Here is a 20,857-nt window from a genome sequence, read left to right on the forward strand (position 1 = left end):
TGTTACTTTTTTTCAAAAAAAGAATGAATTGCATGTATCACTAATTGTACTTCTTGATCTGATAATTCATAATAGAAAGGAAGTCGTACGAGACAATCTGTATATTTTTCAGAATGGGGTAATGATGCCGTTTCATTAGTCTCTAAATAATAGTCGCTTTTATGTAAACTTAAATAATGAAAAACTGCATGTGCACCATTATTTCTTATATGTTGAATCAATTCATTACGATCTTGGGCCGTATTACATATCAAATAAAACATATGCGCATTATTTGTAGCATATTCCGGAATAAAAGGTAATTGTACGTTACCCGCATCGCCTAATTCTTTTAATCCATCATAGTAAGTATTCCAAAGATGTAAACGTTGTTTTTGTATACTTTCAATATTTTCTAGTTGTGCATATAAAAATGCCGCAATGACTTCAGATGGCAAAAATGAAGACCCTGTATCTACCCATCCATATTTATTAATCTCTCCTCTAAAGAAAGAAGCTCTATTGGTTCCTTTTTCCCATATGATTTCGGATCTTGGTATTAAAGCTTCATCATTGATAGCGAGCATTCCTCCTTCTCCTGAAATTATATTTTTAGTTTCATGAAAAGAAAATGCAGAGAGATGTCCTATACTTCCCAATGCTTTTCCTTTATAATAAGAGTCAATAGATTGTGCTGCATCTTCTACGACATAAAAATTATGCTTTCGCGAAAGCTTCATAATCGGGTCCATATCTACGGCGACACCCGCATAATGTACAACTACTATTACCTTAGTCTTTTCTGTTAGTAAGCCTTCGATTTTTTGTGCATCAATATTAGGATTTGAATCCATTGAGTCTGCAAATACGATCTTAGCCCCTTCCCGAATAAATGCTAATGCTGAAGAAACAAATGTATAACTCGGAACAATGACTTCATCTCCTGGCTTAATATTCAATAACAATGCTGCCATTTCTAGCGCATCAGTACAAGAAGTCGTTAGCAAGCATTTCTTAAAACCGTACGTATCTTCAAAAAATGATTGACACTTTTGTGTAAAATTTCCATTCCCAGAAATCTTACCCGAAGCTACAGCTTCATTGATATATAAAGTTTCGTTACCTGTTAGATATGGTTTATTGAAAGGGATCATAAAAGGTTCATCTTTTTTTTAAGAAATCTCATAGGGTTTCCTACAACTGAGCTATCATCAGGTATTTCATATGTCACAACCGTTCCTATACCGACAATTACATTTGCTCCAATTCCAACACTATTTGAAATCAAACTACCTGACCCTATAAATGTTCCTGAACCTATCTTAATATTTCCGTTAATGATAGCTCCAGGTGCTATAAATGTTGCCATTCCTATAGTAGAATCATGACTAATAGTCACAGTATTATTAAGTAATACTCCTGAATGAATAATCACGTTTTGATCTATATTACACATAGGATAGACTATGACTCCTTCTTCTATTTCAGCAGTTGGATGAACAAAAGCAGATGGATGAATAAAAGTAACTAATTTTCTATTTGCTTTTTTAAGCTGTAAAATAATATCTCTTTTAACGTTCAAATTTTTATAACCAAGAGCAACACAAAACTCGTATTCTTTAAACGTTTCATTTAAAAAATCTTTAAATGGAAATGATCGTTCGTCTTTATTTTCAAATTTAATATCATCAAAAAACAAAGCATCTTCATTAATATCTGATTCTTCGTTTAAGAATTCAAACAATTGTAATCCAAGTGCTCCAAAACCAACAAAAGCTATTTTACGTTTCATTCTTAAAACTTTTCATGTAATGTATTGCTTCTTCCCCAGTATTAAATATAAGGTCTAATATACTAACACCATGTTCAAAATCTTCAAATAATTGATTATACTCAGGATATCCTGAATAATCAACATAAGAAACATTAATTTGATTATCTGCAAAAGCTTGTTCATCCATATATGATTTGGCTGCAGGACCAGAAAGGTAATCTGTTATTTTTAGTTGTTTACAGACACCTATTAACCGTTCATTTTTATCTCCTTGCAACATCAAATCTTTACTCCTTATAATTTCAGTTTCTATACCTAATATTTCATTTATAGTTTGAATGAATAATAAGTTAATATCTGTAAGATATGATGAAAAAGAATTTCTTAAATAGAGCTCTTCAAAAATATCTTTATAAAGATGAAAATAAGGCGCCTTATTATAATTTTGTACTATTGTTTTCCAGTGTTTTTTTCTCCATATATCATTAGATATTTGAGCTTCATTAATCTTTTGCCCAAATTTCCCACTAAACGAAACTGGAATCGTAAGCCATTGCACACCAGCCTGTGTCTTTATTATATTACGATTTCTCCAGTCATTTTTAGTGTACTGCATTTCATCATAAATAACGACAGTATCTACACTATTAATAGCATCAAAATAGCCTTTCCAAGGAATATAGTTTGATTGTATAACAAAAAGACGTTTACTCATACTTTAGATTACTTTATACAATATATCTTTTTTCTTAAGAAACCATGATTCATAACATTCATATGATATATGACTTAATAAATTCTGTTTATTACTTGAATTATTTTTCACATACCCCACAATAAGTTATTCCTTTAATAAATATCTTCTATAATTTTAATTTGAAAAGAAGCTTGTTTATCTTTCCATATTATCTGACCAGCAGATTTCCAAGGTACTTTTCTTTGTTTTTCTATATATCCTTTTTCCCACTGAAAATTTTCTGGTAAGTCTATTCTTTTCGCGAGTATTTCAAAACTTGTATCATCTAGCGATATCTTATTTTTAGCAGCCCAATCTGCAGTCAATCTCATAATTCCATTTTCAAAGTCTTGCTGATCTATAGTAGGACTATTCACTCTAAAGTATATATAAGCCCAATTGGGACCCTTAACAATGTCTTCATTAAGAGCTCCATTTTCCCAAACATAAGGTAACCAAGTCTCATTTTCTTTTCCAATATGTTTTACTGCTACGATATGATTATAGTTTTCAAAATGATGATCTATAAAAACGCCATGAGGCCCTATCCCAAAGGCTCTTATAGAAAAATTTTTAACTCTTGCCGTATATCGTTTTAAGCTTCGTAATTTTATTTTATTATACAAACGAGTGGTATAATCACTCAATCCAGAATTATGATTAAATGTTACATTCGCTTGAAGTAATACTAATACTAGAAATAAAATCTTAAATGATTTTATTTCTATATTTTTTAATTTAAAAGGCTCATCAGACAATTCAAGTTTCGTAAACTTTAAAATTATTTTATCAATCCAACCAACAGGCAACGCCAAAATATAAATCGCGATCATTCCTAAGGCAAAAAGAGGAATTGGAAAAACAATAAAAATACCTATATGTAACAATATTCCTGATATCGCTGCATATAGTCTAGACCATTTATGCCATATTAAAAAAATAAATAAAGTCTCAAAAGCAAGTGTATAATATCCTAATATCAACATTAACCATCGTTGATCTAACATCCAATTAGGTTCTAATAATGTTGTTTGTGGAATCACCGCAGGTAACCAGACGCCCATGCCTGTCATCCAAATTTCAGATTTAAATTTAAAGAAAACAGAATCAAAATAGAGCATCCCAATACCAAAAAACAAAGGTATAGAATAAAAAAACACGGGAACCTTTCTACTCTTTTTATCAGAGAAAAAACGCTCCAATGACAAATTCTCATCTAACGGCATAAATATCATTAAAAAATTCATGATGGTATAAATACAATGCATGTGATATTCAAAATTATTATTAGAGGATATAAAAATGAGTGTAAACACATAGTTGGCCATTGCCATGTATCTTGTTTTATATCCTAAGATCATAGACACAACAACTCCCATCCATATCAAAATAGATGGCCCTAATTGAAGGTCTGAAACTTCTATAAAAGGAATAGGGTCATAAATAAATTCTTTATACTCATATATAAAGAATACTTCAAAAAGCAGAACAGTATTATAACATATGCGAAATAAACTTAACCCTGAAGGAGAAATATTTTTTGTAAATAAAAGGTGCAATCTACTCAACATTCCATTTGATTTTAGGTCTAATTAAACCTTGTATTTTTCCTAAATACCCCAACTCACGCTTAGCATCTTTTACTTGAAATTGTAAAAACTCTTTATTTGAATATAGGATTTGCATATCTTTTGTATGAACATACATATGAATTTGGTAATGTTCATCATTTAAAAAATTGGCTGGTATTTCTGCAGCCACTTCTGTCTCTTTAGAAAGGGCACAATCAAATTTATTACCAGTGCCAAAGACTACATCTCCTTTTATTGTCATTAAGTTAAACCCAACGGATAATCTTTCCTGTTTAGTTAAGTTAACCACTCTTATTCTAACATTGACTTCTGATGTCACATCTATAATATCATCTTTATGTACAGAACTTCCATTCTCAATAGCTCCTGCTACAATCTTAACCTTATCATTTCCATAGGCAGATTCCAAATCAGAAAACTCAAAACTCCTATTGGATAAAAAGTCTGATTTTAGATAATTTTGAATCACTTCAGTTGGATCTCCATCATCTAAAATAGCACCGTTTTTAAGACTAATCACTCTTGTACACAAGGCTTCTACAGAAGACATATTATGACTTACAAAAAGTACGGTTCTTCCTCCAGAACTGGAAATATCTTGCATTTTTCCAATCGCTTTTTTCTGAAACTCTGCATCACCTACAGCAAGCACCTCATCTACCACCAATATTTCGGGTTCTAGAAAAGCCGCAACTGCAAATCCTAAACGAACGCGCATCCCACTAGAATAACGTTTTACGGGGGTATCTATATACATCTCACATCCCGAAAAGGCTATAATCTCATCTATTTTACCTGAAATTTCAGCTTTGGTCATTCCTAGTATGGCACCATTTAAAAAGATATTTTCTCTACCTGTTAACTCAGGGTGCATTCCTGTTCCTACTTCTAGCAAACTTGCTATACGTCCACGGGTTTTAATAGTTCCTGTTGTAGGTGCTGTTACTCTAGATAATAATTTTAAAAGTGTCGATTTTCCTGCGCCATTTCTTCCTATAATTCCTAATACCTCTCCTCGTTTTACTTCAAAATTAATATCCTGTAATGCCCACACATATTGAGAACTCGCTTTTGCACTTCGATCATTGACACTTCCTAATTTTAAATACGGATCTTCTTTACCTCTTATTTTATGCCAAAATCTATTAAGATCATGAGAGAGTGTACCTAGCCCTACAAGTCCTAATCGATATTGTTTGGATACATTTTCTATTTTTAATATAATATCACTCATAGAAATTCTTTTGGAAATGCATTTTTAAGTGCTGTGCGTACTTCTTTTATTTTTTTAGCATCTGGTACTGCGTCGACCTCAGAAAAAATTGCCTCATAAGCATCTAACGGTTTCTTTTCATCTATAAATACGGGGGTATAAGGTGTGATTCCAACAGATAAAAAATAATCGGCATATTTTACATTATCACCACTCAATTTATTTGAAAACTGCACCCAGATAGCTGGAATACCATATGTTTGTGCAACAATAACTCCATGTAATGAAGAGCTTATTATTTTTTTACACTCCAACATACGGTCAGTGATAAAGAATATATCATCATTAATAAGATTGAGTACTGTTACTTTATCTTTATCGTTATACCATTCTGACACGATATCCTGATCTACATAATGAGGAATAAACCCATATTCGTATTTCTTTTCTATTGTGGGTTGATAAAAGTCTGGCAACAAAATAGCTGGATCCCCATATATTTCGGGACATGTATATCCAAGTTCAAGTATACGCTTTCGCGAAAGCGGACCCCGAACAGCACAAAATGTAGCATTAGAAAATTGATCTTTTCTAGATATAATACCACTTCCCCAAACAGTTGCCTTGGGCTGAGTATAGGACATGATACTTCCTATAGCCATCAAATATGATTTTTTAAACCAACTCTTTTTTTTCTGAGGTGCATTATAAAAAGAAGTTTCTTTTCCGCTCACCCAAGAGACTATTTGAGCAGAGAGTATGTCTCCGTAGTTTTCTTGATTTTTATTTTCAAAAATCTTAGATGACCAATAAAAAAGAGGAATCTCTTGTCTCATACTATTATACGGTATCAATAAACGTTCGCTCTGTTTTATTAAAAATAATAAGTCCCACTAAAAGTAGCACAATACTAAGTCCAAAACTTAAAAACAATCCTTTTAGATTAGGACTTCCTGTATTTAATAGCATATAACGATACGACTCTATAACCTGCGCTACAGGATTATACTCTACGACCCAATAATATTCAGATAATTTTTCTTTTACCAAAGCTAATGGATACATCACAGCAGACAAATAAAGTAAGAGTTGTATTCCAAAAGAAATAAAAATATTAAAGTCTCTATATTTTGTAGTAAATGCACTTAAAATCATTCCTACACCTAGCCCTAACATCGCCATTGTTAAAATCACAATTGGAAGTAAATAGATAGTATGACCAACACCTATCTCCTTCCCTTGATATAATAAAAAGTAAAGAAAAAATACAATAAAAATAAGGAGTTGAATTGCATATTTAAACAATCCTGATGTTACTTTAGATAAGGGAGATATAAAACGAGGAAAATACACTTTGCTAAACAGATTAGCATTTGTTGTAAATGTAGAGGATGTATTTGTTAATGATTGTTTAAAATAAGACCATAATGTTATTCCTGAAAGATTAAATAAAAATGAAGGAACTGTTCCTGTATCTATTCCTGCTACATTATTAAATACCAATGTAAAAATCACAGAAGTAAATAACGGCTGAATCAAAAACCATAAAGGTCCCAATACGGTTTGTTTATATACTGTAACAATATCACGTTTTACAAATAATACCAACAAGTCTCGATAGCGCCATATCTCTTTAAAATTAAGATCTATAAACTTGCCTTTGGGTTTTATTTCATATAACCACTCTGTATCTTTCACTTTATTCAAAATAGTATAATTAACAGGTTTTAATTATTTTCTTCTAAACATTCTCTTCATTTTTCTGCGCCAACGTTTAAAGAATGACATGCTCTTACCATCATCGTGATAACCATTACCATATGCTCCATAACCATAGCCATAACCATAGCCATAACCGTAGCCATACTTTCCTTTACTTTGGAAATAATTTAAGACAAAACTTACATTACTGATCTCTCCTTTTGAATGTTTTTCATTAATCAATCCTAACATTCCCTTTTTAGTATACCCCTGACGTATCATATACAAAGAAGCATCTGCATAATTCATAATTTCAAGTGCATCAGCTACAAGGCCTACAGGAGGCGTATCTAAAATAATATAATCATAGTTCTGTTTTAACTCTTCCATAAACTCTTTCATAGCATCACTTAACAGTAATTCTGAAGGATTAGGAGGCACAGGACCTGATAAAATAATATCTAGATACGGAATACCACTTTCTTGTTTAATTTCATCTACCGCATTTTGACCTATTAGATAGTTAACAACACCTACTTCATTAGATATTTCAAAATCATCAAATATTTTAGGCTTCCGTAAATCAAGACCTACTAGTACAGTTTTCTTTTCGCTTAAAGCGAAAACAGATGCAATATTAATAGATGTAAATGTTTTTCCTTCACCACTTACCGATGAAGTAACTAGTACTGTTTTTGCACCTTCTATATCTTGTTTGCGATACATAAATTGCAAACTAGAACGTATTCCTCTAAAGGCTTCTGCTATGGAAGACCTAGAACGATCTCTCACCACCAAATTATTACGATGCTTACTCTTTCCTATAACACCTAGTATAGGGATTTTTGATAATTTTTTGATCTCATCTGGTGTTCCGATTTTGGTATTAAAAAACACCAGTAAGAAAACCAACACCAGAGGAATTACTCCTCCTACTATCGTTGCTATAATATAATTAAGGCGTGTGTTAGGACCTACTTGCCCTCCTCCTACATCTTTTGCTTCATCTATAAAAAGAATATCTGAAACATTAGAAGCCTTAATAATGGTAGCTTCACTGCGCTTTGACAAATACAAGTTATATGCATTTTGACTCAAGGTAAACTTTCGTTGAATATTTGCAAGTTCTTGTTCTTCTTGAGGAAACGTACGTAATTCGGACTCTGCCGCACTAATATCACTATTGACTTGTCTAATTTCTGTATTGATAATATCTGTAGATGATGTTATATTTTCAAGAAGCACTTCCTTTTCAGCATCAATACTTCGGTCTATCTCTCTAAATTTTGGATTCCCCTCTTTAGCTGAATATCGTAAATCACTACGCTCTACAGATAATGCTATTATTTTACTTACACTTGAAGCAATATTTGGCTCTTCTATTCCTGATACAGAAGGAGCAGGCACACTACTATAATCAGTTCTGGATGTAAGGTAATCTTCTAAAATTCTGTAATAAGACAAGCGTTGTTGTAATCCTTCTTTTTTATTATCGTATTGCTTTAACTTCTCAGTTAATGTAGCAGAACCTCCTTTTAAGGCAACGTCTATATTTTTATTTTTAAACTCATTAAGTTCGTCTATAACATCTTGTAAATCTTCATTACGATCTACCAAACTACTATCTATAAATTTTATAGTATTAGTAGCAAATAGGTTTTTACGATTTAACTGATCCTTTTCTCTTACAATAACAGACGCATTTAAATAGTCTACTATACGATTTTTATTAGTACCCGAAAGACTTAATTCCAGAATAGAAGAACCTCTTGGAGTTTGCAAAATGGTAATACCTTGGTAACGCATTACAACACTATTAAAATTACCAAAACTCACATAGTATTCTTTTCCAGCTCTAGGCAATACGTCAGTAGCTTGAAATACTCCTTTTAAAAATGGAAAATTTAAAGTATCTCCTAATCGTACAGTTTCTCTAAATTCTGGAGTAGGGACTGAAGCATTTTGATATTCATATGTACTGTAATTATAAAGCCTTGCCCTATTACTCGTAAAAGGAATCGAAAGCTCAAAGAGATCATCTCCTAAATCTTTTACTGTAATACGCTTATTATAGACTTGTCCTTTAGTATCATCTAACTGAAACTTAAATGGCGTTTTACCATAGACGTCTATTAAATTGTATTTACCTTGTTCTAAATAGTTAATATAATATTGTAAGTAAGAAACTACTTTTTCATTATGTGTTCGGGATTTGAAGAGAATTATATTTGTCTGTACTTTATCTGTAGTTCCTCCCCAATTAAACACAAGACTTGTATTACCGGTAAATAAAGGGTTTTGATCATCTTTTATAGAGATCATATTACTAAGTCTATATACTGGCTGCTTTCTTATATTGTTGTAATACGCAACTCCGTATGCAATTGCTAAACAGATTATAAAAAGTGGCCAAAAACTCAGTACTTTAAGTAAAAACCCTTTAAAGTCAAAAAAACTACCCGAGTCTTGTATGTCAAAATCTTCATCCATAACTTATAGACGTGTAAATAATAATATCGTTGTGGTAAGTGCTGTCACTACCGTAAGTATCGTTCTAAAAGTATCAAGACCCGTTGTACCTGAACCAAAACTCTTTTGTGGCAACGGATTTACAACAATCATATCATTAGGTTGTACATAATAATATGGAGAATTCATGGCATCAATAGTGGTAAGATCTATGTGATGGACTTTTTGTCCTCCTGGATATTGTCGTATAATAATAACATCTGTACGGTCACCTGTAATTGGAATATCACCTGAGTTTGCAATAGCCTGCATCACAGATAATTTTTCTGTGAGTTCTGTTTTAATTCCAGGACTTGATATTTCTCCTACCATTGTATAACGTATCCCTGCAAGTTTAACAGTTACAAAAAGATCTGATTCTCTTTCAAAATAGTCTTTGAGTAGTCGCTGCTCTATAATACCTCGTATTTCTTCAGTAGTGCGTCCTAATACATTTATTTCTCCTAATGTTGGCATACGTATATTACCATGCCTATCTACTGCAAAACCGTCATAATAATATCCTTCGTCTAAACTTGTAGATCCTGAACCAATAGGATTAAAGAACTCAACAAGTTCTTGATCTAAAGCTTTCAAGCGAATACTTAAAACATCACTTACTTGAACTCTATAGGGCTGTTGTTGTAAATGCAGACTAATTATGCTGTCATTAGCTTTTTCAGTATTTTCTTGAAGATACGTAAGCTTTTTGGTAGGTATACAGGAAGAAATGCTCGCAAGGATAACGAGCAATAAAAGCACAGCTGGGTATTTCATCAGGTTAAGGTTATGAATAACAAATATAGGCGTTCATCGTTAATAATGAAACTTTCATAGAGGTTTAACGTATATTATCCTTAATATCTTCTAAAAAGCAATGATAAATTATTTGCAATGCTATTTATAGATTAGGTATTTTAGCAATATTATAAAAACTCCTTATTACAGCATTTAAGAACAAAAATTTGAAAGAACATTTTAAGATTACATTCAAATTTTAAAACATATACGTATTGAATTACCTTTCAGTTGAACAAATATCAAAATCATTTGGAGAACATGCCTTATTTAAAGACATCTCTTTTGGTATCAATAAAGATCAAAAAATAGGCTTTGTAGCAAAAAATGGTACTGGAAAAACCTCTATGCTACAAATTATAGCTGGCATAGAAGACACAGACAGTGGTCAAGTAGTATCGCGTAAAGGAATTACAGTATCGTACTTACCGCAAGAGCCTAATCTATCTCCATCTCTCACTGTAGAAGAAACTATATTTACGGGAGATAATGAAATTGTTAAAACTATTGCTGCCTATGAAAAGGCATTAGCAAATCCAGAAGATCAGGACGCCTATCAACAAGCATTTGAGGCTATGGATGCAATGGATGCTTGGGATTTTGAAACACAATACAAGCAAATACTATCAAAACTTAAGTTAAACGATTTAGATAGAAAAGTAGCTTTATTAAGCGGAGGACAAAAAAAACGTTTAGCGCTAGCATCACTTCTACTTAGCAAACCTGATTTAGTGATTCTTGACGAACCTACAAACCATTTAGATCTTGAAATGATTGAATGGCTAGAAGATTATTTCAAGAAAGAAAATCTCACCATTTTTATGGTTACACATGATCGGTATTTTTTAGAAAATGTATGTAATGAAATTATAGAACTTGATCAAGGAAAACTATATAGCTACAAAGGGAATTATGCATACTATCTTGAGAACAAAGAAATGCGTCTCGCAAATGAATCTACTGAATTAGCAAAAACAAAATTACTTTACAAAAAAGAACTAGCATGGATGCGTCGCCAACCTAAAGCGCGTACTACAAAATCAAAATCTCGTATAGATGATTTTCATAAAATCAAAGAAAAGGCGAGTCAGCGACGAAATGACCATCAAGTCCAATTAGAAATTAACATGGAGCGTTTGGGAAGTAAAATTCTTGAATTCCATAAAGTAAGTAAAGCTTTTGGAGATTTAAAAATACTAAATCAGTTCGAGTACGTGTTTAAAACAGGAGAGCGTATTGGAGTTATAGGAAAAAATGGAACTGGCAAATCTACATTCCTTAATATTATGACGGGTGCTTTGCCTGCAGATGCGGGGAAAGTCATTGTAGGAGACACTGTAAAATTTGGGTATTATACTCAAAAAGGAATCGATATCAAACCTGGTCAAAAAGTAATTGATGTTATTAAAGAATTTGGCGATTTTATTCCTCTTAAAAAAGGAAGAATTATCTCGGCAGGACAATTATTAGAACGTTTCCTTTTTGATGCAAAAAAGCAATATGATTTTGTAGAAAAATTAAGCGGTGGTGAACGCAGACGTTTATATTTATGTACTGTTTTTATACAAAATCCTAATTTCTTAATACTGGATGAACCAACAAACGATCTTGATGTCGTTACCTTAAATGTACTTGAAAACTTTTTATTGGATTTCCCAGGATGTCTTGTTGTAGTATCTCACGATCGTTACTTTATGGATAAGATTGTAGATCATCTTTTTGTCTTTAAAGGGAATGCCATTATTGACAATTTTCCAGGAAATTATTCAGACTATCGTACATATGAGGGTAATGTAAGTTTTAATCATACAGATGCCACAACTAAAACCACCAATCAAAAAATAATTGCAAATGCCACAGAAAGCGCTTCTCCTTCTGCCACTAAATCATGGAAAGAAAAACAGCACTCTGGAAAACTTACATACCAAGAACAAAAGGAACATACAAAGTTAGAACGTGAGATTGCTCAATTAGAAAGAGATAAAACTGAAAAAGAAAAAGAATTCCTAAACCCAGACCTAACACAAGATCAAATCACAGAAGCCTCTATTGCATTAGATGAAATTATAAAAAGTATAGAGACAAAAGAAGAACGTTGGTTTGAACTCTCTGCAAAGATGGAAGAATAACTAGTGTTAAGTGTTAAGTGTTAAGTGTTAAGTGTTAAGTGTTAAGTGTTAAGTGTTAAGTATAAAAATAAAAATAAAAAACTCACAAACTCCTTCTCGTTGTAAATTACAAATCACAACTTAGAACATAAGTATTGGGTTTGAGATTTGAGATTTGAGATTTGAGATTTGAGAAATATTAAGACGAAAAAATAGATAGTGTTACATCAAATACTAACATATCTCAAATGGCTTCCTAAAACATTTCATCTTCATGGAATACATTCTCCTTTTGTATTTTCATTTGAAAAAGAATGTCTCAAAGACACCCCAAACCAAAATATTTATCACCTATTACTAAAGTATAGAAATACCCTTTTAAAAAATGATCAAATAATATCCGTAACAGATTATGGTGCTGGATCTCGTGTATTTTCTTCAAACAAGAGACCTGTAAAAAAAATTGCACGCTATGCAGGAGCTTCCATAAAACGAATGCAACTTATATATAGCATAACTAATTATTTTTCTTCAAAAAACATTTTAGAAATAGGAACTTCTTTAGGTATGGGCACTATTGCACTAGCTTTAAATTCTAATTCAAAAGTTATTAGTTTAGAAGGATGCCCAGCAACAGCGCAAATAGCTAAAACGCAATTGCAGCATTTTAATATTAATAATGTAAATATCATCATCGGAGAATTTCGCGAAAGCATAAAAAAACAACACTCAAAACAATTTGACCTTGTCTATTTTGATGGAAATCACTCTAAAGAGGCCACGCTACAATATGCACAAGATTTACTACCAACCATCACCAACGAAACTATATGGGTTTTTGATGATATCCATTGGTCATCAGAAATGACAAAAGCATGGAATCTTATTAAAGATTTCTCTGAAGTAACAGTCACAATAGATTGTTTTTGGGTAGGATTTGTTTTCTTTAGGAAAGAGCAACACAAAGAACATTTTGCTATTAAATTATAGATAGCTAACTCTTTTTCTCTTTTATTTTTTTATATATTTTCGCTTAAAGCGAAAAAAGTATTCATAAACTTGTAACAATACTTTACTTTAGTCTTCTAATAGCAAAACCATTTGTTATTTCCCAAGTAACAATACAGTAATTATAGTATGAGTAATTTGATTAAGATTCGAGATATTCGAAGAAATTTTCGATTAGGTAGTGAAATTGTATATGTACTCAAGGGTATTGATCTAGATATCGAAAAAGGAGAATATGTTGCTTTTATGGGACCTTCTGGTTCTGGAAAATCTACTTTAATGAATCTTTTAGGATGTTTAGACACTCCTACATCTGGAACATACGTACTTAATGATCGTGATGTAAGTAGTATGTCTGACGATGAACTTGCAGATGTCCGTAATACAGAGATAGGTTTTGTTTTCCAAACATTTAACTTACTACCGCGCACTACCGCTTTAGATAACGTTGCCTTACCCATGGTATATGCTGGCTCTTCAAAAACAGAGCGCCGTAAACGTGCTGAAGAAGTACTTACCGATGTAGGACTTGCTGATCGTATGGATCATAAACCCAATCAACTTTCGGGAGGACAACGCCAGCGTGTGGCTGTTGGGAGAGCATTAGTAAATAAACCTTCTATTATTCTAGCCGATGAACCTACAGGAAACCTAGATTCTAAAACATCTGTAGAAATTATGGCATTATTTGATGAGATACATGCTGCAGGAAATACCGTTATCTTAGTTACACACGAAGAAGATATAGCTGAGCATGCGCATCGTGTGATACGTTTACGTGACGGTGTCATTGAAAGTGACGTAAGAAATAAGAAGTAATATAGTTTCCTCGCTTATAGCTGTTTTTTTTACACGCTTTCGCGAAATCGAGCTAGCGAGATTCATGACCGAAGGGAGAGTGAAACGTTAAAGTGAACTCATGAGATTCACAACCGAAAGAAGAGTGAATCATTAAAGCACCCCCTACTCCAATTTCAGGTATCACTTTCAGATTCTCTAAAAGTATACTACTTTTAGCAGGAAATAGTGGTTATGAATCCTTCTGAAGAAAACATCCAACAAGTAGTAAAAGAAAACAAAGCATTACGGCAAGAAAATCAGGATTTAAAACAAAAACTTGATGCCATTTCATCAAAACAAACAGAAAGTAATACTCGTATATTAAAAGCCTCTATTAAAGGTGTTGGTATATGGGCTGGTGCTGATTTAAAGAATAGTTTTAATGTTGTTTTTGAAGAACTCCCAAATGTTTCTAAAAAATCAGTCGCACAACTTTCTGCAAGTATTGCAAAACGCATAACACGTATTGGTCTTTTTACCATTTTATTTGCTGTAATCCCTGCGCTTGTATTATTTGTACAGACTAGCATCTTATTTCAACAAAATGAAAAACTAGAAGAACAAAACAAAAAAATTCAAAACCAAATTTATCTAGAGGAAGCAAGTAGGCGAAACAACCTTGTATTTCTAATGGATAATGTATTAGACATTATACATGAAGAGCTTTATGAGTCTCCTAGATTAACAGCCTCTACTATCGCAAGAACAAAGTCATTAATGTACGGGTTTAGGCCCTACAAATTCTTAGAAGGAGAAAAGCTTACAAAACCATTAAGTCCTGAAAAAGGACAATTCTTACTAGCCCTCATACATAGCGATATTAGTAAAAGTAGCATGCAAAAAATATTTACAGCTTCCTTTAATAATGTATACCTAAAAGATGCCAATATGTTTGGTGTATCGCTAGAAAACATAGATATGCCGTCATCAGACTTACAGGGCGTAGATTTATGGCAAGCTAACCTTAAAAATGCAAATCTTAACAATACCAACCTAACCTACGCAAAACTAGGAAATACCAATCTTACACATGCCGATTTACGATTTGCTCAATTAAACCATGCAAATTTAACTAATGCTATTCTAGACGATGCCTTTCTTGACAACACAACAATACAGAATGCCAATCTCACCGGAACATCACTTCAAAATGTCCATGTAACATCAGAAAATTGGATTAAGAATTTAAAAGAATGGAATGTAATTGGAGCAGATGCTATATCAAATACATACACTATAAAAGGCCCTCGTAAAAATGAATTTGATGATGAATATTTTGTTTTAGAGCGCATAAAAAAATAAAACACATACACCTTTTAAAAGTTTGCAAATTCTTTATAAGGGTATTACCTTAATCACATAGAAAATATCACTATGAAATTCTTTGACTCATTATCTACTACCACACAAGTATTTGTTGTTTTTATAGGTCTTGCTGTTTTATTTATGATCGTTTTTGCAAATAACAAACGAAATAAAAACAAACTATATCATCGCAAACGACGTAATTTTAGAGACAATTATGAAGCTAAAAGAAAAGAAAAAGAAGAATAAGATATGTTCTGGGTAGCCATATTAATTGGCGTAGTGTTTTTAATTAAAAATATTAGCGGCGCAAAAAGAAAATTCAAAAACTTTCCACGAAGGTGGAAAACACATAATATTAACAACTATTAATCTAAGGCATACACGATGTATCCCTTTCTATAAAAAGTCGATTGCGAGATAAGATACTCGCCTTCGCGAGTATTAATGAAAATATATACAAAAACAGGAGATAAAGGAACAACAGCACTTTTTGGAGGCACCCGTGTTCCTAAACATCATATTAGAATTGACAGTTACGGAACTGTAGATGAATTAAATTCTCATATAGGCCTTATTCGCGATCAAGAAATTGATCCAAGAAGCAAAGAAATTCTAGTACATATACAAGATAGACTTTTTACAGTAGGTGCTGTATTAGCAACCGATCCAGAAAAAATGACATTAAAAAATGGCAAAGACAGATTGAACATTCCTCGTGTAGATGAAGAAGATATTGTCCTTTTAGAAACAGAGATGGATAAAATGAATGATCATTTACCCCCGATGACACATTTTGTATTACCTGGAGGACATACTACTGTGTCATATTGTCACATAGCTCGCTGTGTTTGCCGTAGAGCAGAACGCTTAGCAACAGCATTATACGAATTAGAACCCTTTGATGAACACACCTTAAAGTATCTTAACCGACTTTCTGACTACCTTTTTGTACTGGCACGGAAGTTGTCCAACGATTTACAGGCAGATGAGATCAAATGGATCCCTAAAAAATTAAAATAAAGAATACCCTGCTATTAGTCAAGCAAAACAGTACTTTCAAGTAAGAATTTCACTCGTACTGACATGCTCTGATATATACGTTCTTAAATTTATTTTGAAATAATCGTCATTTCACTTGGTTTTCTGCTTAGAAAAATTATTTTTGCACAAAATTTAAAAACATATTTGATATGTACTGGACACTAGAACTAGCTTCGTATTTAAGTGATGCACCTTGGCCGGCAACAAAAGATGAGTTGATCGATTATGCGATAAGAACTGGAGCACCCCTAGAAGTAGTTGAAAATCTACAAGCAATTGAGGATGAGGGTGACTCTTATGATTCAATCGAAGAGATTTGGCCAGATTACCCTTCTGATGAAGATTACCTCTGGAACGAAGATGAATATTAATAAAACATTACGTTAAAACACTATAAAAAGTCTCGCCTAGAGGCTTTTTTTTTGATTAAATTTGATGTTTGTAAATTACACATAACAACACCATATATTATGGGATTATTAGACAAAGTATTAAAAGTATTTGTAGGTGATAAGTCTAAACAAGACGTTGGCGCTATTACACCTATTGTAGATAAGATAAAATCCTACGAAAAGGAATTTGAAAATATTTCCATAGATGAGTTACGAGGAAAAACAATAGAATTCAAAAAACGTCTTGCTGATGCACTACAAGATATAAATGACCGTATTTCAAAATTACAGTCAGAAGCAGAGACAACAGACGATATAGATCACAGAGAAGAAATCTACTCACAAATAGATGGTTTAAAAGACGATGCATATACCGTCTCTGAAACAACTTTGAATGAAATTCTTCCCGAAGCATTTGCCGTTGTAAAAGAAACAGCAAAACGCTTTACTCATAATACATCACTAGAAGTTACCGCTTCTGAATATGATAGGCTTCTTAGTGGCACCAAAGATTATGTTACCCTTAATGGTGATAAAGCTATTTGGGCAAACAGTTGGGATGCTGCTGGTAAAGAAGTTACTTGGGACATGATTCATTACGACGTACAGCTTATTGGAGGTGTCGCAATGCATCAAGGTAAAATTGCAGAGATGCAAACAGGAGAAGGTAAAACATTAGTAGCAACACTTCCTGTATACTTGAATGCACTCACCGGTAATGGAGTACACTTAGTAACTGTAAATGATTACTTAGCCAAACGTGATAGCGCGTGGATGGCTCCTATATTCCAGTTTCATGGATTAACAATAGATTGTATTGATTATCATAGACCTAATAGCCCTGAACGTCGTGCAGCATATGCCGCAGATATTACATATGGTACAAATAATGAATTTGGTTTTGACTACTTACGTGATAACATGTCACACTCTCCAGACGACTTAGTTCAGCGTCCTCATAACTATGCAATTGTAGATGAAGTTGATTCTGTACTTGTAGATGATGCACGTACACCGCTTATTATTTCTGGACCTGTACCAAAAGGAGATGTACATGAATTTGATGCTTTAAAACCTCAAATAGAGAAATTAGTTTCTATACAACGTCAGCAGTTAGTAGGCACATTAGCTGAGGCTAAAAAATTAATTGCAGAAGGAGACACTAAAGAAGGAGGCGTACAATTACTTCGCGTATATCGTGGTCTTCCTAAAAACAAAGCACTTATTAAATATCTAAGTGAAGAAGGAATTCGTCAATTATTGCAAAAGACAGAAAACTTCTACATGCAAGATAATAACCGTGAGATGCCAAAAATCGATGCAGAATTATACTTCACTATTGACGAGAAGAATAACCAAATCGAACTTGCTGACCGCGGAATAGAATACCTTTCTGGAGCAGAAGATCCAAACTTCTTTGTAATGCCAGAAATGGGAATGGAAATCTCAAAAATAGAAGAAAAAGGACTTTCGCCAGAACAAGAAGCAGAAGAGAAAGAAGAACTCTTCCGTGAGTTTAGTGTAAAATCTGAACGTATTCATACGATGAATCAGTTATTAAAAGCCTATACGCTTTTTGAAAAAGATACAGAGTATGTTGTTATGGAGAATAAAGTAATGATCGTCGATGAGCAAACAGGACGTATCATGGACGGACGTCGTTATAGTGATGGCCTTCACCAAGCAATTGAAGCAAAAGAAAATGTAAAAATTGAAGATGCTACACAAACATTTGCTACCGTAACACTACAGAACTACTTCCGTATGTATCGCAAACTATCTGGTATGACAGGTACTGCGGTTACAGAAGCAGGCGAACTTTGGGAGATCTATAAACTAGATGTAATTGAGATTCCTACAAATAGACCTATTGCCCGTAAAGACAAAGACGATCTCGTTTATAAAACAAAACGTGAAAAGTACAATGCAGTTATAGAAGAAGTAACGCAGCTTTCTAATGCAGGAAGACCTGTACTTATTGGTACAACATCTGTAGAAATTTCTGAATTACTAAGCCGTATGCTTACCATACGTAAAGTTCCTCATAATGTACTGAATGCAAAGCTTCACAAAAAAGAAGCAGATATTGTTGCCGAAGCAGGTAATGCAGGTATTGTAACAATCGCAACAAACATGGCAGGACGTGGTACTGACATTAAGCTTTCAGACAAAGTAAAAGATGACGGAGGACTTGCTATTATAGGTACAGAGCGTCATGACTCTCGTCGTGTAGATAGACAGTTACGTGGTCGTTCAGGACGTCAGGGAGATCCTGGAAGTTCACAGTTCTATGTATCGTTAGAAGATAACCTAATGCGTCTTTTTGGAAGTGAACGTATTGCCAAAATGATGGACCGTATGGGTCTTAAAGAAGGAGAAGTGATACAACATGGTATGATTTCTAAATCTATAGAACGTGCTCAGAAAAAAGTAGAAGAAAATAACTTTGGGGTTCGTAAGCGATTACTAGAATATGATGATGTGATGAATGCACAACGTGAGGTAGTATACAAACGCCGTCGTCATGCATTACACGGAGAACGCTTACGTGTAGATCTTGCAAATATGATCTATGACACTTCTGAGGTAATTGTAGAAGCAAATAAACAAGCACAAGATTTCAAGAATTTTGAATTTGAATTGATACGCTACTTCTCTATGAGTAGTCCTATATCACAATCAGAATTTGGTAGTCTTTCAACAAAAGAAATTACAGATAAAGTATACCATTCGGCATTTGATCATTACAGAGATAAAATGACACGTAATGCAGATCTTGCACTTCCTATTATAAAAAGAGTATATGAAGATCCTGCAAGTAATTTTGAGCGTATTGTAGTTCCTTTTACAGATGGTACTAAAGAATTACGCGTAATCACAAACCTTAAAGACGCCTATGAGTCTGAAGGAAAACAATTGGTTACTGACTTTGAAAAAAATATTACGCTTGCCATTATCGATGATGCCTGGAAAACGCATTTACGTAAAATGGATGAACTAAAGCAAAGTGTTCAGCTAGCAGTTCACGAACAAAAAGATCCTTTATTAATTTACAAGTTTGAAGCTTTCGAACTTTTTAAAGTAATGATTGATAAAGTGAACAAAGAAGTAATCTCTTTCTTATTTAAAGGAGAAATTCCTCAAGGAAACCAACAACAAGTTGCAGATGCTGGAAAAGTAAGACGACCAAAAGAAAAGTTAGAAACCTCTAAAGAAGAGATCCCTAACATGGATGAGCGTTCTGCACAATCAAGAGCCGCAGGAAACACACAACCTCAGCAGCAACAAGTAACAGAAACTATTGTACGTGAACGTCCAAAAATAGGACGCAACGAGCGTGTCACTATTAAAAATGTGATTACAGGAGAAAATAAAGAAGTAAAATACAAACAAGCAGAACCTTTAATTGCAAAAGGGCAATGGGTACTTGTAGAAGAGTAATTTCTTAAAAAATACCGGTTATTAAAGAGACTATTGTACTAATAGTCTCTTTTTTTATTTTCCACTTCGAGGTAGCGAGCTTTCCTCTCTCTTCCGTCTGTATCTTGCCACCTCGATACAGCTATCTTCCCTCTTCAAGGGAAGGAGCTTTTTAATATTTAAATAACAAACATAATGCACTGTAAATAGAGTATTGCTCTATCGTTAGAGTATTACTCTATTTACAGTTGGTAATTTCGATACTATTTTCGCTTTTCGCGAAAATCACTCAATCACCTCACATAGTCTATTTCATTCACTTGAAAAAGGGAATCTTATTCTTCGTATCTTATATAATTTTTTAAACTCCTAAACTCCTAAACTCCTAAACTCCTAAACTCCTAAACTCCTAAACTCCTAAACTCCTAAACTCCTAAAC

The 20,857-nt window shown here is 33.1% G+C and carries 17 protein-coding genes; 8 read left to right on the top strand and 9 right to left on the bottom strand.

The window, feature by feature from the left end:
- Window positions 1-2: 2 nt before the first annotated feature.
- From rffA to Q1A01_RS19820, 9 genes are all read right to left on the bottom strand, one after another.
- Window positions 3-1,133 carry a dTDP-4-amino-4,6-dideoxygalactose transaminase gene (gene rffA / locus Q1A01_RS19780; RefSeq protein WP_299684328.1) on the bottom strand — a complete coding sequence of 377 codons (1,131 nt, stop codon included), beginning with the start codon at window positions 1,131-1,133 and terminating at the stop codon, window positions 3-5.
- Entirely contained in the window at window positions 1,130-1,771 is a 642-nt protein-coding gene (locus Q1A01_RS19785) for an acetyltransferase (protein WP_299684330.1), read from the bottom strand. The genes rffA and Q1A01_RS19785 overlap by 4 nt, the downstream gene beginning before the upstream one ends.
- Entirely contained in the window at window positions 1,761-2,468 is a 708-nt protein-coding gene (locus tag Q1A01_RS19790) for a WbqC family protein (RefSeq protein ID WP_299684332.1), read from the bottom strand. Before Q1A01_RS19790 ends, Q1A01_RS19785 begins: the two co-directional genes overlap by 11 nt.
- Window positions 2,469-2,602: 134 nt before the next feature.
- Window positions 2,603-4,060, bottom strand: a complete 1,458-nt coding sequence (locus tag Q1A01_RS19795; protein WP_299684334.1) for an HTTM domain-containing protein — start codon at window positions 4,058-4,060, stop codon at window positions 2,603-2,605.
- Complete coding sequence (locus Q1A01_RS19800) at window positions 4,050-5,315, bottom strand: ABC transporter ATP-binding protein (protein WP_299684336.1); 1,266 nt, start codon at window positions 5,313-5,315, stop codon at window positions 4,050-4,052. Before Q1A01_RS19800 ends, Q1A01_RS19795 begins: the two co-directional genes overlap by 11 nt.
- Complete coding sequence (locus Q1A01_RS19805; protein ID WP_299684338.1) at window positions 5,312-6,130, bottom strand: polysaccharide pyruvyl transferase family protein; 819 nt, start codon at window positions 6,128-6,130, stop codon at window positions 5,312-5,314. The genes Q1A01_RS19800 and Q1A01_RS19805 overlap by 4 nt, the downstream gene beginning before the upstream one ends.
- A gap of 4 nt (window positions 6,131-6,134) precedes the next feature.
- Window positions 6,135-7,001, bottom strand: a complete 867-nt coding sequence (locus Q1A01_RS19810) for an ABC transporter permease (RefSeq protein WP_299684340.1) — start codon at window positions 6,999-7,001, stop codon at window positions 6,135-6,137.
- Between the two features lie 24 nt (window positions 7,002-7,025).
- Window positions 7,026-9,485, bottom strand: a complete 2,460-nt coding sequence (locus Q1A01_RS19815; RefSeq protein WP_299684342.1) for a polysaccharide biosynthesis tyrosine autokinase — start codon at window positions 9,483-9,485, stop codon at window positions 7,026-7,028.
- 3 nt (window positions 9,486-9,488) lie between these two features.
- Complete coding sequence (locus tag Q1A01_RS19820; RefSeq protein ID WP_299684344.1) at window positions 9,489-10,280, bottom strand: polysaccharide biosynthesis/export family protein; 792 nt, start codon at window positions 10,278-10,280, stop codon at window positions 9,489-9,491.
- A 236-nt stretch (window positions 10,281-10,516) separates the two neighbouring features.
- On the opposite strand from Q1A01_RS19820, the gene Q1A01_RS19825 reads away from it, so the two are divergent.
- The 8 genes from Q1A01_RS19825 to secA all read left to right on the top strand — a co-directional run bounded on the left by Q1A01_RS19825 (window position 10,517) and on the right by secA (window position 20,439).
- Window positions 10,517-12,430: an ABC-F family ATP-binding cassette domain-containing protein gene (locus Q1A01_RS19825; protein WP_299684346.1), complete on the top strand. Its 1,914-nt coding sequence runs from the start codon at window positions 10,517-10,519 to the stop codon at window positions 12,428-12,430.
- Between the two features lie 198 nt (window positions 12,431-12,628).
- Window positions 12,629-13,399, top strand: coding sequence for a class I SAM-dependent methyltransferase (locus Q1A01_RS19830; protein WP_299684348.1), 771 nt, complete (start codon window positions 12,629-12,631; stop codon window positions 13,397-13,399).
- Window positions 13,400-13,546: 147 nt separating this feature from the next.
- Window positions 13,547-14,236 (top strand): ABC transporter ATP-binding protein, encoded by a 690-nt coding sequence (locus Q1A01_RS19835; RefSeq protein ID WP_299684350.1) that lies wholly within the window; start codon window positions 13,547-13,549, stop codon window positions 14,234-14,236.
- Window positions 14,237-14,449: 213 nt separating this feature from the next.
- Complete coding sequence (locus tag Q1A01_RS19840) at window positions 14,450-15,559, top strand: pentapeptide repeat-containing protein (protein WP_299684352.1); 1,110 nt, start codon at window positions 14,450-14,452, stop codon at window positions 15,557-15,559.
- 72 nt (window positions 15,560-15,631) lie between these two features.
- Window positions 15,632-15,811 carry a hypothetical protein gene (locus Q1A01_RS19845; protein ID WP_299684354.1) on the top strand — a complete coding sequence of 60 codons (180 nt, stop codon included), beginning with the start codon at window positions 15,632-15,634 and terminating at the stop codon, window positions 15,809-15,811.
- Between the two features lie 198 nt (window positions 15,812-16,009).
- Complete coding sequence (locus Q1A01_RS19850) at window positions 16,010-16,585, top strand: cob(I)yrinic acid a,c-diamide adenosyltransferase (protein ID WP_299684356.1); 576 nt, start codon at window positions 16,010-16,012, stop codon at window positions 16,583-16,585.
- Between the two features lie 170 nt (window positions 16,586-16,755).
- Window positions 16,756-16,977 carry a DUF2795 domain-containing protein gene (locus Q1A01_RS19855; RefSeq protein WP_013751528.1) on the top strand — a complete coding sequence of 74 codons (222 nt, stop codon included), beginning with the start codon at window positions 16,756-16,758 and terminating at the stop codon, window positions 16,975-16,977.
- A gap of 99 nt (window positions 16,978-17,076) precedes the next feature.
- Window positions 17,077-20,439 carry a preprotein translocase subunit SecA gene (secA, locus tag Q1A01_RS19860; RefSeq protein WP_299684359.1) on the top strand — a complete coding sequence of 1,121 codons (3,363 nt, stop codon included), beginning with the start codon at window positions 17,077-17,079 and terminating at the stop codon, window positions 20,437-20,439.
- The last annotated feature ends 418 nt before the right edge of the window (window positions 20,440-20,857 follow it).

Source organism: uncultured Dokdonia sp., from assembly GCF_947492815.1.
Lineage (GTDB): Bacteria > Bacteroidota > Bacteroidia > Flavobacteriales > Flavobacteriaceae > Dokdonia.